Source organism: Streptomyces griseoruber (genome assembly GCF_001514205.1).
Classification (GTDB): domain Bacteria; phylum Actinomycetota; class Actinomycetes; order Streptomycetales; family Streptomycetaceae; genus Streptomyces; species Streptomyces griseoruber.
Genome location: NZ_KQ948794.1, coordinates 1 through 15,982, shown reverse-complemented (window position 1 = coordinate 15,982; position 15,982 = coordinate 1). Strand labels below are relative to the sequence as shown.

Annotated in this window: 3 protein-coding genes and 1 pseudogene; all 4 read right to left on the bottom strand. The window is 75.0% G+C overall.

Going from position 1 to position 15,982, the window contains the following annotated elements:
• Positions 1-23 precede the first annotated feature (23 nt).
• A complete protein-coding gene (locus tag AQJ64_RS43395; RefSeq protein ID WP_055633870.1) occupies positions 24-785 on the bottom strand; it encodes a thioesterase II family protein in 762 nt (253 codons plus the stop codon).
• Positions 782-4,708, bottom strand: a pseudogene (locus tag AQJ64_RS43390) (type I polyketide synthase); the annotation flags it as partial. The gene AQJ64_RS43395 and the pseudogene AQJ64_RS43390, both read right to left, overlap by 4 nt.
• A gap of 14 nt (positions 4,709-4,722) precedes the next feature.
• Entirely contained in the window at positions 4,723-14,106 is a 9,384-nt protein-coding gene (locus AQJ64_RS43385) for a type I polyketide synthase (protein ID WP_167738978.1), read from the bottom strand.
• A 65-nt stretch (positions 14,107-14,171) separates the two neighbouring features.
• The coding region (locus tag AQJ64_RS43380; protein ID WP_159060350.1) for a type I polyketide synthase at positions 14,172-15,982 on the bottom strand (1,811 nt) is incomplete at its 5' end.

Genomic DNA, 15,982 nt, shown 5'->3' with positions numbered 1-15,982 from the left:
GTGGCGTCGGCGGGGGGAATCGGTCAGCGGAAGCGCGCCAGGTCCTCGGTGAGCGCCCGGGCCACCTGGGTGTTCTGCTCCGCCAGGTAGAAGTGGCCGCCGGGGAAGCGGCGCAGGGTGAAGCCGCCCTCGGTGTGGTCCCGCCACCCCTGTGCCTCGGCCGGGGTGACCTGCGGATCGTCGTCGCCCACCAGCACGCTGACGGGGCAGCGCAGCCGGGGACCCGGCTCGTACCGGTACGACTCCACCGCCTCGTAGTCGCCGCGGATCGCCGGCATGATCATCCGGATGACGTCGTCGTCGAGGAGCAGCCGGTCGTCGGTGCCGTTCAGGCGGCGGATCTCGGCTATGACGCCGTCGTCGTCCATCGAGCGGACCCCGCGGTCGCGCAGTGTGGGCGGGGCGGTGCGTCCGGAGGCGACCAGCCCCAGCAGCTCCAGTGCGGAGCGCTGTTCGATGCGGCGGGCCACCTCGAAGGCCAGACAGGCGCCCATGCTGTGCCCGAACAGCACCAGCCGGCGCCGTGGAAGCGACTCCAGCACGGCGAGGATCTCGTCGGCCAGCCGGGGGATCGAGGTGATCGGCGGTTCGGCGCGGCGGTCCTGCCGGCCCGGGTACTGCACCGGCAGCACCTCCGCGACCGGGGCCAGGGCGCTCGCGAGCGGGCGGAAGTAGCTGGCGGAGCCGCCCGCGTGGGGGAAGCAGACCAGCGACACGTCGGTGTCCTCGGGTGCCGGGTGGTAGCGGCGGATCCAGAGCTCTTGTACAGCCAGGGTGTCGGTCATCCCCGTACCTCCGTGCGCAGCCAGGACGCCACGGCGTCGGCGGTGGTCCGATGGTGTGCGTCGAGCATCGAGAAGTGGTCTCCGGGTACGTCGACCACATGGTGGGCGTGCTCCCAGCCGGCCCCGCGCTCGCCGGGGGCCGCTCCGGGGACCTCGTCGGTGGCGCGCAGCAGCAGTACGGGGGTCCGCAGGGCCCGCGGGGTCCAGTCCGCGAAGACCCGGAAGTAGCCGCCCATCGCCACCAGCCGCTGGTCGTCGAGGAGTTCGGCGGCCTCCTCGTTCTCCAGCAGCTGCGAGACCATCAGCCGGGTGCTGGAGCCGTCCGCGGTCCGGGAGAAGGTGTCGGCCAGGACGACGGCGGCGGCCGGGGTGCCGTGCGCGGCCAGGTGCTCGGCCACGGCGTGGGCGATCCAGCCGCCGGAGGAACGGCCGAGCAGCACGATCGGGCGGCCGGCCGCGAGCTCGACGGCGGTCTCCGCCTGGGCGCCGATCAGCGCCTCGGCCGAGCGGGGCAGCGGCTCGCCGGCCGCGAAGCCGGGATGGGGCAGGGCCCAGACCTCGCCCGCGGCGCCGAGCGCCGCACCGAGCCGCAGATACTCCTGCGGTCCCGAGACGGCGCTGAGCGAGGGGAAGCACAGTACGGCGAGGTCGCCGGTGCCGGCGGTGATGCGCACCGGCGTGGGCCGGCGGTCCGCCTCGGCGCGCGTGGCGAAGTCCGGCCGCAGCGCCGCGGCGGCGGTCAGCAGCTGGAAGCCCTCCGTGAGCCGACCGGTGCGGTACGCCTGCCGGAACAGGCCGGTCAGCGGGTCGCCGGGGGAATCGCCGGGCGCCTGCCCGAGTCGCTCCGACAGGTGTGCGGTCAGCGCGGTGACCGTCGGATGGTCGAAGACGAGGGTCGCGGGCAGGGACAGCCCGGTGGAGTCGCGCAGCCGGTTGCGCAGGTGCAGGGCCGTCAGGGACTCGAATCCGAGCTCGGCGAAGGACCGGTCGGGGTCGACGTCCTGGGGCGCGGCGTGGCCCAGGACGGCGGCGGCGGCCGCGCGGACATGCTCGGCGAGGGCGGCGGCCCGCTGCGCGTCGTCGGCGATGCCGGCCAGGGTCCGTCGCAGCGTCCCGGTGTCCTCCTCGGCGGCGGGCGCGGGCCCGGCGGCCGCGGGGAGGGTCGCGGCGGGCGTGGACGCCAGCCAGAACGCACGCCGCTGGAAGGCGTAGCGCGGCAGTTCGACGCGGCGGGCGGGCGGCAGCGCGGCGGTCCAGTCCACGGCGGCGCCCCGGACGTACAGTTCGCCGGCCGACTGGAGGAAACGGGCGGGGTGGCCCTCGTCGCGCAGCAGCGAGCCGGTCACCGTGACGGCGCGCGCGGCCTCGGTGGTCTCGGCGGTCTCCTCGACGGCGCCGACGAGCACGGGGTGCGGGCTCGCCTCGACGAAGTACCGGAAGCCGTCCTGGATCAGCACCCGCACGGTGTCGTCGAAGCGCACCGTCCGGCGCAGGTTGCGGTACCAGTAGTCGGCGTCCAGCTCCGTCCCGGAGAGCGGTGTGCCGGTGACCGCCGAGTAGAACGGCACCTCGGCGGGCTTCGGCGTGACGGCCGCCAGCCGCGTCAGCAGCTCCTCCCGGACGGTCTCGACGTGCGGCGAGTGGGAGGCGTAGTCCACCGGGACCCGGCGTGCCCGCAGCCCGTCGGCCTCGCTCCGGGCCAGGAAGGCGTCCAGGGCATCGGCGTCACCGGCCACCACCGTCGCGTTCGGTCCGTTGACCGCGGCGACCGCGATCCGGTCCGCCCAGGGAGCGAGCAGGGGCGCCACCCGGTCGGCCGGCAGGGCGACCGACACCATGCCGCCGCGGCCGGCCAGTCGTGTCAGTACCTGACTGCGCAGGGCCACCACCAGTGCGGCGTCCTCCAGCGAGAGGGCGCCGGACACACAGGCGGCCGCGATCTCCCCCTGCGAGTGGCCGGCGACGGCGTCCGGCTCGATGCCGTACGACCCCCACAGGGCGGCGAGCGACACCATGACGGCGAACAGGGCCGGCTGGACCACGTCCACCCGGTCGAGGGAGGGCGCGTCGGGGTCGCCGCGCAGTACCCGGGTCAGCGACCAGTCGACGTGGGGTGCGAGCGCCTCCTCACAGGCGGTGAGGCGGTCCCGGAACACGGCGGAGGAGGCGGCCAGTCCGGTGGCCATGCCGCGCCACTGGGAGCCCTGGCCGGGGAAGACGAAGGCGGTGCGGCCGGCCGTCCGGGCGGCGGCCGTGCCACGGACCGTGTGCGGGGCGTCCCGGCCGTCCGCCAGGGCTCCGAGCCGGTCCAGCAGGTCATCGCGGCCGTCGGCGACCACGACCGCGCGGTAGTCCAGTGCGGCACGGCCGGTGGCCAGGGACCAGGCCACGTCGGCATCGGACTGCCGCGGGTGGGCGAGCAGGTGCGTGTGCAGCCGGGCTGCCTGGGCGCGCAGTGCCCGCGGAGTGCGGGCGGAGAGCATCCAGGGCAGGGGGCCGGAGGTCCGTTCCGCGGTGTGCTCCTCCGGCTGTTTCCCAGGCTGTTCCTCGGGTTGTTCCTCGGGCTGTTCCTCGGGCTGTTCCTCGGGTTCTTCGAGGATGACGTGGGCGTTGGTGCCGCTCATGCCGAAGGAGGAGACCGCCGCGCGGCGGGGACGGTCCGTCGCGGGCCAGGGGTGTGCCTCGGTCAGCAGGGCGACGGAGCCCGCCGACCAGTCGATCTGCGGTGACGGCGCGTCCACGTGCAGCGTCTTCGGCAGCGTTTCGTGGCGCATGGCCTGCACCATCTTGATCACGCCGCCCACGCCGGCCGCCGCCATGGTGTGCCCGATGTTCGACTTGAGGGAGCCCAGCCGGAGCGGGCTGCCCGCCGGGCGGTTCTGGCCGTACGTGGCGAGCAGGGCCTGGGCCTCGATGGGGTCGCCGAGCCGGGTACCGGTGCCGTGCGCCTCGACCACGTCGACGTCCGCCGGGTTCAGCCGGGCGTCCGCGAGGGCCTGCCGGATCACCTGGCGCTGGGCGCGGCCGCTGGGCGCGGTCAGGCCGTTGCTGGCGCCGTCCTGGTTGACGGCCGAGCCACGCAGCACGGCCAGCACCGGGTGTCCGAGTCGCCGCGCGTCGGACAGCCGCTCCACCAGGAGCAGCCCCACCCCCTCTCCCCAGGCCGTGCCGTCGGCCGAGGCGGCGAAGGACTTGCACCGGCCGTCCGCGGCCAGACCACCCTGGGCACCGAAGTCCGCGAAGGCGCCCGGGGAGCTCATGATCGTCGCACCGCCGGCCAGGGCCATGCCGCACTCCCCGCGCCGCAGTGCCTGTGCCGCCAGGTGCAGGGCCACCAGGGAGGAGGAGCAGGCCGTGTCGATCGTGACGGCCGGGCCCTCCAGACCGAGGAAGTAGGCGATCCGCCCGGAGGCGACGCTGCCCGCGTTGCCGGTGCTGAGGTAGCCCATGGCCTCGGCGGGGACGGCCTCGGCCCGGGTCGCGTAGTCGTGCAGGTTGAGGCCGGTGAAGACACCCACCTGCTCGCCGCGGGCCGCGGACGGGTCCAGGCCGGCCGCCTCGAACGCCTCCCAGGCCGCTTCCAGCAGGAGCCGCTGCTGGGGGTCCATGGCCAGGGCCTCGCGCGGCGAGATGCCGAAGAAGTCGGCGTCGAACTCGTCCGCGTGGTGCAGGAATCCGCCGTGGCCCGCCTTGTCCTCGGGCCAGCCGCGGTTGTCCGGGAACCCGGAGATGGCGTCCCGTCCCTCCGACACCAGCTCCCACAGGCCGTCGGGGTCGGCGACACCTCCGGGGTAGCGGCAGCTCATGCCGATGATCGCCACCGGTTCGTGCTGCCGGTCGGTCAGCTCGCGCACCTGTCGGCGGGCCTCGCGCAGGTCGGCCGTCGCGCGCTTGAGGTAGTCGAGGTACTTCGCCTCGTTGGTCACGGGTTGCGTGCTCACGACGACTCCAGTTCGGCGTCCAGCAGGTCGAAGATCTCCTCGGCGGTGGCGGATGCGAGGTCGGTGTCCGCCGTGCGGTCCGCCGGCCGGTCCCGGGAGCCGGTGAGGGCGCGCAGCCGGGCGTGGATCTCCTCGTGTTCCGTGGCCCCGCCGGGCAGCATGGCGAGCAGGGCCTCCAACCGGTCCAGTTCCCGGTGGAGTTCGGGTACTCCGGACAGCTCGGCGGCCGCCTCCTCGTCCAGCCGGGCGGCGAGGGCTGCCGGGGTGGGGCAGTCGAACAGCACGGTCGGAGGCACCTGAAGGCCGGTGGCCGCCGTCACGTGGTTGCGCAGTTCGACCGCGGTGAGCGAGTCGATGCCGATGTCCTTGAACGACTGCTCCGGGTCCACGTCGTCGGCTCCGGAGTGCCCGAAGACCAGCGCGGTGCCGCGGCGGACGAGGTCGAGCAGCGTACGGGCCCGCTCGTCCGGCGACTGGGCCAGCAGGCGGTCCCTGGCCCCGGGAGCCACGACGGGTTCGGCCGCTACCGTGCGCCGGGCCGGGCGGGCGGCCGGGGCGGGGCGCTCCACCGTCGGACGGGGCAGACCGGCCGGTGCGGGTCGCAGGCCCACCGAGTCCGCCGACGCGACCGGCAGTCCGGTCGGGTCGGTCAGCAGGAGGGAGACCGCGCCCGGTGCGGCCGGGGCGACGTGGACACGGGCGGCGGTGGCGCCGGTGGCGTGCACGGACACGCCCGACCAGGACATGGGCAGTTCGCCGGCCGTGTCCGTCAGGCCGAGCGCGTGCAGCGCGCCGTCCAGCAGGACCGGGTGCACGCCGTACCGGCCGGCCTCCTGTGCCTCGGCCGGGGCGAGGGCCAGTTCGGCGTACAGCTCCGTGTCGCGGCGCCACACAGCCCGTACGGCCCGGAACGCCGGCCCGTGGTCGAGCCCGGCCCGCGCCAGGCGCTCGTAGAGGTCCTCGGCCGCGGCCGGTACGGCGCCGTCCGGCGGCCACACGGCCAGGCCGGCGTCCGGGACCGGACCGGCGGGGCGCAGTGTGCCGTGGGCGTGGCGGACCCATCCGCCGGAGCCGGACGTCCCCTCCGGCCGCGAGTGCAGCTGGACGGCGCGGCCCTCGCCGGACGGGGTGACCGTCAGCCTGAGCTGCGTACCGCCCTGGTCGGGCACGACCAGCGGCGTCTCCAGGACGAGTTCCTCGACGAGGGCGCAGCCGGTCTCGTCGCCGGCCCGCAGGACCATGTCGACCACGGCCGAGGCGGGCAGCACCGGTGTCCCGGCGAGGGTGTGGTGGGCGAGCCACGGCTGGGTGTGGGCGGCGAGACGTCCGGAGAACAACAGGGCGTCGGAGTCGGGCAGTTCGATCGCGGCACCCAGGAGGGGGTGGTCCGCGGGGACGAGCCCGGCGGCGCCCAGGTCCTCCGGCTGCGCCGGCGGCGCGTCGAGCCAGTACCGCTGCCGCTGGAAGGCGTACGTCGGCAGCTCCGTGCGGGGCGCGCGGGGCCCGTCGAACGCCGCCGACCAGTCCACCGGGGTGCCGCAGAACGCCGGCCAGTCCACCGGGACGCCGTGCGCGTGCAGGTGGACGACCGCCTTGGTGAGGCTCTGCGGTTCGGCGGTGCCGGCGCGCAGGGAGGGGACGAAGGTGGCGGCTTCCGCGTCCGTGGGCAGGCAGTTGGGGCCCATCGCGGACAGCACGCCGTCGGGGCCGAGTTCCAGGAACGTGGTCACTCCGTCGGCCCGCAGGGCACCCACCACGTCGTGGAACCGCACGGCCTGCCGGACGTGCCGTACCCAGTACTCGGGGTTGCCGAGGTCCTCCGCCGTGACCGGGCCGCCGGTCAGGGTGGAGAAGAACGCGGTGGTGACCGGGGCGGACCGAAGGCCGCGTGCCACCTCGGCGAACCCGTCCAGCATCGGTTCCATCAGCGGTGAGTGGAAGGCGTGGCTGACTTCCAGGCGCTTGGTCTTGCGGCCCAGGGCGCGCAACTGCCCGGCGAGGTCGAGCACGGCTTCGGCGGCACCGGACAGGACGACGGCGGAGGGCCCGTTGACGGCGGCGACACCGACCCGGTCGGCCATGTCCCCGATGAGTTCGAGGACGTCCGGCTCGGTGGCCTGGACGGCGACCATGGCCCCGCCCGCCGGCAGTTCCTGCATCAGCCGCCCGCGGGCCGCGACCAGCGCGGCCGCGTCGGGCAGCGGGAAGAGGCCGATGACGTGGGCGGCCGCCAGCTCGCCGATCGAGTGGCCGGCCACGGCGTCGGGGCGGATGCCCCAGTGTTCGATCAGCCGGTAGAGGGCGACCTCCAGAGCGAACACCGCGGGCTGGGTGAAGCCGGTCCGGTGGATCAGGGCCGCCTCGGGGCTGTCCTCGGGGGCGAAGACGATCTCCTTCAGCGGCCGGTCGAGATGCCGGTCCAGTTCGGCGCAGGCCTCGTCGAAGGCGGCTGCGAAGACCGGGAACGCGTCGTACAACTCGCGCCCCATGCCCGGGCGCTGGCTGCCCTGCCCGGTGAACAGGACGGCGAGCCGGCCCGAGTGCTGCCGGCCCCGGGCGACTCCGGCGGCGGGCTCGCCGGCGGCCACGGCGGCCAGGCCGCCGAGGAGTGCGTCGCGGTCCTCGGCCACCACCACCGCCCGGTGGTCGAAGGTGGTGCGCGTGGTCAGCAGCGCGTACGCCGCCGCGCCCAGGTCGAGGCCGGGGCGCTCGGTGACGAAGGCGTGCAGCCGTTCGGCCTGCGCGCGCAGCGCCGTCCCGGTCCTGCCCGAGACGACCCAGGGGATCGGACCGGACTCGGCGACGGGGACGTCCTCGGCTTCGGGAGCCTGTTCGAGGATGACGTGGGCGTTGGTGCCGCTCAGTCCGAAGGAGGAGACGGCGGCGCGGCGGGGCCGGTCCAGTTCCGGCCAGGCCCGCTGCTCGGTCAGCAGCTCGACCGAACCCGCCGACCAGTCCACATGGGAGGTCGGCTCGTCCACGTGCAGCGTCCGCGGCAGTATGCCGTGGCGCAGGGCCATCACCGTCTTGATGACCCCGCCCACACCGGCGGCCGCCTGCGCATGCCCGATGTTCGACTTCAACGACCCCAGGAACAGCGGCTGTTCGCCGGTGCGCTCCTGGCCGTAGGTGGCGAGGAGGGCCTGCGCCTCGATCGGGTCACCGAGCCGGGTCCCCGTCCCGTGCGCCTCGACCGCGTCGACGTCCGCGGCGCTCAGTCCGGCGTCGGCGAGCGCCTGCCGGATCACCCGCTGCTGCGACGGCCCGTTGGGCGCCGTCAGACCGTTGCTGGCGCCGTCCTGGTTGACCGCGCTCCCCCGCACCACCGCCAGCACGGGGTGCCCCAGCCGTACGGCGTCCGACAGCCGCTCCACCACCAGGACGCCGACGCCTTCGGCCCAGCCGGTGCCGTCCGCGCCGTCCGCGAAGGCCTTGCACCGGCCGTCCGGGGAGAGTCCGCGCTGCCGGCTGAAGTCCAGGAAGGCGGCCGGGGAGGACATCACCGTCACCCCGCCCGCGAGCGCCATCCCGCACTCGCCGCGCCGCAGCGCCTGCACCGCCAGGTGCAGGGTCACCAGCGACGACGAGCACGCCGTGTCGACCGTGACGGCCGGGCCCTCCAGACCGTAGGTGTACGACAGCCGGCCGGCCGCCACGCTGCCCGCCGTGCCGGTGCCGCGGAACGCCTCCAGCTCCTCGGGGATGGTGCGCAGCCTGGTCAGGTAGTCGCGGTTCATCAGGCCCATGTAGACGCCGGTACGGCTGCCGCGCAGCGACGCCGGGTCGATGCCCGCCCGCTCCATCGCCTCCCACGACGTCTCCAGCAGCAACCGCTGCTGCGGGTCCATCGCCAACGCCTCACGCGGCGAGATCCCGAAGAAGCCGGCGTCGAACTCCGCCGCCTCGTGCAGGAAACCGCCCTCGCGGGTGTAGACCTTCCCGCGGACGCCCGGGTCCGGGTCGTAGAGGTCGTCCAGATCCCAGCCGCGGTCCGTCGGGAAGCCGGAGATGCCGTCCGAGCCGGTGGAGACCAAGCGCCACAGCTCCTCGGGGGAACCCACGCCGCCGGGGAAGCGGCAGCCCATGCCCACGATGGCGATCGGCTCGTCGGCCGCTCCGGCGACGGACTCGGCGGGGCCGGTCTCGGTGGTGTCGGTGCTCTCCGCGAGGAGTTCACGGCGCAGATGGGCCGCCAGCGCGGCCGGTGTGGGGTAGTCGAAGACCAGGGTGGGAGGCAGGGTGAGGCCGGTGAGGGGGCTGAGCGCGTTGCGCAGTTCGACGGCGCTCAGCGAGTCGACGCCGAGGTCGCGGAAGGTGTGCTCGGCGCCGACGGCGTCGGCCGTCGCATGGCCGAGGACGGTGGCGGCGTGCGAGCGGACCACGTCGAGCAGCATCCCGTCGCGTTCGGCGGCGGGCAGCGCGAGCAGCCGGTCGCGGAGCGTCGCGGCGGGCGCGGCAGCCGTACGGGCGGCCGGGCGCGGTGGGCGCACCAGGCCACTGAGCAGCGGCGGCACCTCCCGTCCTGGCCGGGGTGCGGTGTCGAGGCGCATCGGGAGCAGGGCCGCCCGGTCGGCGGCGAGGCAGTCGTCGAAGAGCGCCAGCCCCTCCTCGGCGGTGATCGGGGCGAAGCCGGCCCGCTCGATGCGGGCGAGGTCCGCCTCGGCCAGGTGGCCGGTGATGCCGCTGCGTTCGGCCCACAGGCCCCAGGCGAGCGAGAGCGCCGGCTGTCCGTTCGCGCGGCGGTGGGCGGCCAGGCCGTCCAGGAAGGCGTTGGCCGCCGCGTACGCGCCCTGGCCCGCGCCGCCGAACACTCCGGCGGCGGAGGAGAACAGGACGAAGTGCGTCAGATCCAGTTCCCGGGTGAGTTCGTGCAGGTGGAGCGCGGCGTCGGCCTTGGGCCGCAGCACCGCGTCGGCCTGCTCCGGGGTGAGGGACTCCACCAGCCGGTCGGCCAGGACCCCGGCCGCGTGCACCACGCCGGTCAGCGGGTGCTCGGCCGGGATCCGGGCCAGGACGTCGGCGAGGGCCGACCGGTCGGCCGCGTCGCAGGCGACGACCGACACGGTGGCGCCCAGCGCGCCGAGTTCGGCCGCCAGCGCCTCGGCGCCCTCGGCGGCCGGGCCCCGGCGGCTGGTCAGCACCAGGTGCCGCACGCCGTGCGCCGCCACGAGGTGCCGGGCGACGACCGCGCCGAGGGTGCCCGTGCCGCCGGTGACCAGGACGGTCCCGTCGGACCGGAACGTGGACGCGTCGGCGCTCGCCCGGGCCCGGGCCAGCCGGGCCACCGACCAGACGCCGTCGCGGACGAGGAACTGCGGCTCGGTGCCGAGCACCGCGGCCGTGAGCGGCTCCTGCGGCCGGTCGGTGTCGACCAGGACGAACCGCCCCGGGTGCTCGGTCTGCGCGGAGCGCACCAGGCCGTGCAGCGCGGCACCGGACGGGCTGGTGACCCGCTCACCCGTCGCACCGCTGGTGACGAGGACCAGCCGGGCGGCGGCGAACCGTTCGTCGGCCAGCCAGGCCCGCAGCAGGCGCAGCGTGCGGTGGACCGCGTCGTGCAGGGTGTCGAGCGCCGGCTGCTCGCGTACGACCACCACGTCCGGTACGGCCGCACCGGCGTCGACGGCGGCCGCCAGGGCCGCCAGGGACGGGTGGTGGTCGTCGGCGGCGGAGCCGACGCCGGCCCAGCTGCCCGGTGCCAGCGGCTCCGCCGCGTCCGCCGGGATCCAGTCGAGCCGGTACAGCGCGTCCGCCGTGGACGACGCGCGCAGTGCGTCGGCCGTGACCGTCCGCACCGTCAGGGAGTCCACCGACGCCACCGGACGCCCCGTCGGATCGGCCACCGCCAGCGCCAGCGCGTCCGCGCCGGCCGGGCTCAGTCGGACGCGCAGGGTGTCCGCGCCGGTCGCGAAGAGCCGCACACCCGACCAGTGGAACGGGAGCTGCGGCCCGCCGGACGCGTCCGGTCCGGCCAGGCTCCAGGTGTGCAGGGCGCTGTCGAGGAGCGCGGGGTGCACGCCGTAGCCGTCGGGCGTCTCCTCGGTGAGGGCGACCTCCGCGAAGACCTCGGTGCCGCGCCGCCAGGCCGCGCGGACGCCCCGGAAGGCCGGGCCGTAGTCGAGTCCGGCGGTGGCGAGGGTGTCGTACAGCGTGTCCACCGGGACCGGGCGGGCGCCCTGCGGGGGCCACTGGGCCAGGTCGAAGCCGGGGTCGGCAGTGCCGGCGGCCAGGGTGCCGGTGGCGTGCCGGGTCCACGGCCGGTCGGCGAAGTCGTCGGGCCGGGCGAAGACCGTCAGTTCGCGCCGGCCCGCCCCGTCGGCGGTGCCGACCGCCAACTGGACCTGGATGCCGCCCTGTTCGGGCAGGACGAGCGGTGACTGAAGGGTCAGCTGCTCGATCAGCCGGCAGCCGGACAGGTCGGCCGCGTGCAGCGCCAGGTCGATGAAGGCGGTGCCGGGCAGCAGCACCGTGCCCGCGACCGCGTGGTCCGCGAGCCACGGGTGGGTGCGCAGCGACAGGCGGCCGGTGAGCAGCAGTTCGTCGGCACCGGCCACCGACACCGCCGCGCCCAGCAGCCGGTGGTCGGCCGCGCCGAGGCCCAGGTCGGCCGGCCGGGCGGCAGCTGTGGCGGCCGGGGAGTCGGCGAGCCAGTAGTGCGCGCGCTCGAAGGCGTATGTCGGCAGCTCGACGCGGCGCGGGCCGAGGTGGCCGAAGAACGCGTCGGCGTCGACGTCGACGCCGCGGACGTACAGGTGGGCGAGGGCGGTGAGCAGGCTGACGGGCTCCGGGCGCCCTTCGCGCAGGGTGGGGAGCAGCGCCGCGTCACTGTCTTCGGCGAGGCACTCGCGTCCCATCAGGGACTGCATGGCGACCGGGCCGAGTTCCAGGTAGGTGCGGACGCCGTCGGCCTCCAGGGTCCGCATGCCGTCCAGGAAGCGTACGGCGCCGCGGACATGGCGTCCCCAGTACTCCGGGGAGCGCAGCTCGGCGGGATCGGCGTGCCGGCCGTCCAGGCAGTTGATGACCGGGATGCGCGGCGGGTGGAGCTCCAGCGCCCGGACCGCCGTCACGAACCGGTCCACGACCGGCTCCATGTGGGCGGAGTGGAACGCCCGGCCGAAGGACATCCGGTGGGTCCGCCGGCCGGCGCTCTGCCACTCGTCGCCGATCTGGGCGACGAGGTCCTCGTCGCCGGAGATGACGACCTGCCGGGGACCGTTGACGAGGGCGACGTCGACGGTGCCGGTACGACCCCGCAGACTGGCGCAGACCTCGTCCTCGGAGGCCTCGATCGCGACCATGGTGCCGCCCGGCGGCGTCTGCTGGAGCAGCCGGCCCCGCGTGGTGACGAAGGCGGCCGCGTCCGCCAGGGAGAGCATGCCGGTCACGTGGAGCACGGCGGAGTCGCCGTTGGAGCCGCCGAAGACCACGTCGGGGCGGATGCCCCAGTGCTCGATCAGCCGGTAGAGGGCGACCTCCAGGGCGAACACCGCCGGGTGGCCGTATGCGGCCTGGGCCAGCGACGCGGCCTCGGGGGTGTCCTCGGGGGCGAAGACGATCTCCTTGACCGGCCGGTCGAGATGCCGGTCCAGCGCGGCGCAGACCTCGTCGAAGGCCGCCGCGAAGACCGGGAACGCGTCGTACAACTCGCGTCCCATGCCCAGGCGCTGACTGCCCTGGAAGGTGAACAGGAAGGCCAGCCCGCCGTCACCGCGCACACCGCGCACGACCGAGGCCGCGGGCTCCGCGGCCGCGAGCGCGGTGAGTCCGGCGAGCAGTTCGGCCCGGTCCTGGGCCAGGACGACGGCCCGGTGCTCGGCCCCGGTGCGGCGGCGCAGGAGGGAGTACGCCGCGTCGACCAGGTCGAGGTCGGGGCGCTCGGTGACGAAGGCGTGCAGCCGCTCGGCCTGCGCCCGCAGGGCGGTCTCCGTCCTGCCCGACAGCACCCAGGGGAGCGGTCCGTGCGGCTCGCGGGAGACGGCTTCCGGTTCCGGTGCGGTGACCTGTTCGAGGATGACGTGGGCGTTGGTGCCGCTCAGCCCGAAGGAGGAGACGGCGGCCCGGCGCGGCCGGTCCAGCTCCGGCCAGGCCCGCTGCTCGGTCAGCAGCTCCACCGCACCCGCCGACCAGTCCACATGCGACGTCGGCGCGTCCACATGCAAGGTCTTCGGCAACACCCCGTGCCGCAGAGCCATCACCATCTTGATGACCCCACCCACACCGGCGGCCGCCTGCGCATGCCCGATGTTCGACTTCAACGACCCCAGGAACAGCGGCAGTTCACCGGAACGCTCCTGACCGTAGGTCGCGATCAGCGCCTGCGCCTCGATCGGGTCACCCAGGCGCGTCCCCGTCCCGTGGGCCTCGACCGCGTCGACATCGGCGGCACTCAGCCGAGCGTCGGCGAGCGCCTGCCGGATGACCCGCTGCTGCGACGGCCCGTTCGGCGCCGTCAGACCATTGCTGGCACCGTCCTGGTTGACCGCGCTCCCCCGCACCACCGCCAGCACCGGATGCCCCAGCCGCACCGCGTCCGACAAACGCTCCACCAGCAGCACACCGGCCCCCTCACCGAAGCCGGTGCCGTCCGCCCGCTCGTCGAAGGCCTTGCACCGGCCGTCCGGGGAGAGCCCGCGCTGCCGGCTGAAGTCCAGGAAGGCGGCCGGGGAGGACATCACCGTCACCCCGCCCGCGAGCGCCATCCCGCACTCACCGCGCCGCAGCGCCTGCACCGCCAGGTGCAGCGCCACCAGCGACGACGAACACGCCGTGTCGACCGTGAGCGTGGGCCCTTCGAAGCCGAAGGTGTAGGCGATGCGCCCGGCCGCGATGCTGCCCGCCGTGCCGGTGCCGAGGTGGCCCTCGAGGTCCTCGGGGACGCCGGAGGTGTGCACGGCGTAGTCGTGGTACATCAGGCCCATGTAGACGCCGGTGCGGCTGCCGCGCAGCGACGCCGGGTCGATGCCCGCCCGCTCCATCGCCTCCCACGACGTCTCCAGCAGCAGCCGCTGCTGCGGGTCCATCGCCAACGCCTCACGCGGCGAGATCCCGAAGAAGCCGGCGTCGAACTCCGCCGCCTCGTGCAGGAAACCGCCCTCGCGGGTGTAGACCTTCCCGCGGACGCCCGGATCGGCGTCGTAGAGATCCTCCACGTCCCAGCCGCGGTCGGTCGGGAAGCCCGAGACCGCGTCCGAGCCGGCGGCCACCAACCGCCACAGCTCCTCCGGGGACCCCACCCCGCCGGGGAACCGGCACCCCATGCCCACGATGGCGATCGGCTCGTGCGCCTTCTCGTCGACGTCGCTGAGTCTCTGGTTCGCCTGCCGGAGGTCGGCCGTCATCCGCTTCAGATATTCGAGGAGTTTTGCCTGCTCTGCCATCGGCTTGTCCATCGCCTTTCACAATCACGGAGGAAGTGCCACTCATCGCTTCGAACGGGGCCGCGTCACACGGAGCCGAATTCCTTGTCGATGAGGCCGAGCAGCTCGTCAGCTGTGGCCGAGGCGATTTCCTGGTCGAGGTCCGGGCTGCCGCCGTCGGATCCCGCCACCTTCGCGGCGAGCGCGCGCAGCCGGGACGACACGTGTTCCGGGTCCGGGAGCCGGGACATGGCGGACTGCAGGGCCGACTCCAGGCGGTCGAGTTCCCGCAGTACGGCGGTCGCGTCCGGGTCCGGGCCCTCGTCGAAGAGTTCGCCGCCGAGGTGTTCGGCCAGGGCCCCCGGCGTGGGGTGGTCGAACACCACGGTCGGCGGGAGCTTGACTCCGGTCGCCGCGGCCAGCTGGTTGCGCAGCTGTACGGCGGTGAGCGAGTCGAAGCCCAGGTCCTTGAACGCACGCTCCGCCGTCACCGAGCCGGTGCCCGAGTGACCCAGCACCGCGGCGACATGGGTGCGGACGAGGTCCAGCAGACCCGCCCGGCGCTCCTCCTCGGGCAGCCGCAGCAGACGCTCGCGGGCGGATGCGGCCGTCGGCCGCGCGGACCCCGGCCCGGTGTGCCCCGGGCGGCGCACCTCGTGCCACAGCACCGGCGGTACGTCCTGGCCGCGCAGCGCCGCGTGGTCGAGACGGATCGGCACGAGCACCGGCTCGCCGGAACGCCGCGCGGTGTCGAAGAGGGCCAGTGCCTCTCCGGACGACAGGCCGAGCACACCCGAGCGTCCGGTCCCCTCGCGCTCCGCGTCCGGGAGCGACGCCGTCAGCTCGCTCCGCTCGCTCCACAGCCCCCACGGCAGCGACTGCGCCGGCAGCCCGCCCGCGACCCGGTGTGCCGCGAGGGCGTCCAGGAACACGTTGGCCGCCGCGTAGTTGCCCTGTCCGGGGCTGCCGAGGACGCCGGCCGCCGAGGAGAACAGGACGAAGGCGTCGAGGGGGTGGTCCCGGGTGAGGTCGTGCAGATTGAGCGCGGCGTCGATCTTCGGGCGCAGGACACGGTCGAGTCGGTCCGGGGTCAGTCCGGTGACCGTGGCGTCGTCGAGGATGCCGGCCGCGTGGATGACGCCGGTCAGCGGCCTGTCCGCGGGGACGGCGGCGAGCAGGGCGGCCAGGGCCTCGCGGTCGGCCGCGTCGCAGGCGGCGAGGGTGACCTGGGCCCCGTTGGCTTCCAGCTCGGCGGCCAGCTCCTCCGCGGCCGGCGCCTGCCGGCCGCGTCGGCTGGTCAGGAGCAGATGGCGCACGCCGTGTTCGGTGACCAGGTGGCGGGCGATCAGGGCGCCCACGGTGCCGGTGCCGCCGGTGATCAGGACCGTGCCGTCCGCCCTGCCGAAGCCCGTGGCGGTGCCGGGGGAGGGCGTGTCGTGCCGGACGAGCCGCGGCACGAGGACCGCGCCGTCGCGCACCGCCGACTGTGGTTCCTCACCCATGGCCAGGCGCGCGGCCAGTGCCTCGTCGGCACCGTCCACCAGCCACAGCCGGTCGGGGTGTTCGCGCTGTGCCGAGCGGACCAGGCCCCACACGGGGGCGTTGATCAGGTCGGCGATGTCGTCGCCCGGCCGTGTCGCGACCGCGCCGTGGGTGAGGAACACCAGCCGCGTCGAGGCAAGACGTCCGTCGGCGAGGAACTGCCGCACCAGCGTCAGAGCGCGCCGTGTGGCCGTACGTGCCTGCTCGGCCAGCCCCTCCGGCGCCACGTCACCCGCCGTGAAGGGGGCGACGACGACGTCGGGGACGCGCTCTCCGAGGGCGGTGAGGTCGGCGTCGGTGCCCAGGATCACGGAGCGGTCGATGGCCGCCCGCACCGGTCCGGTAGGCGCCGGCC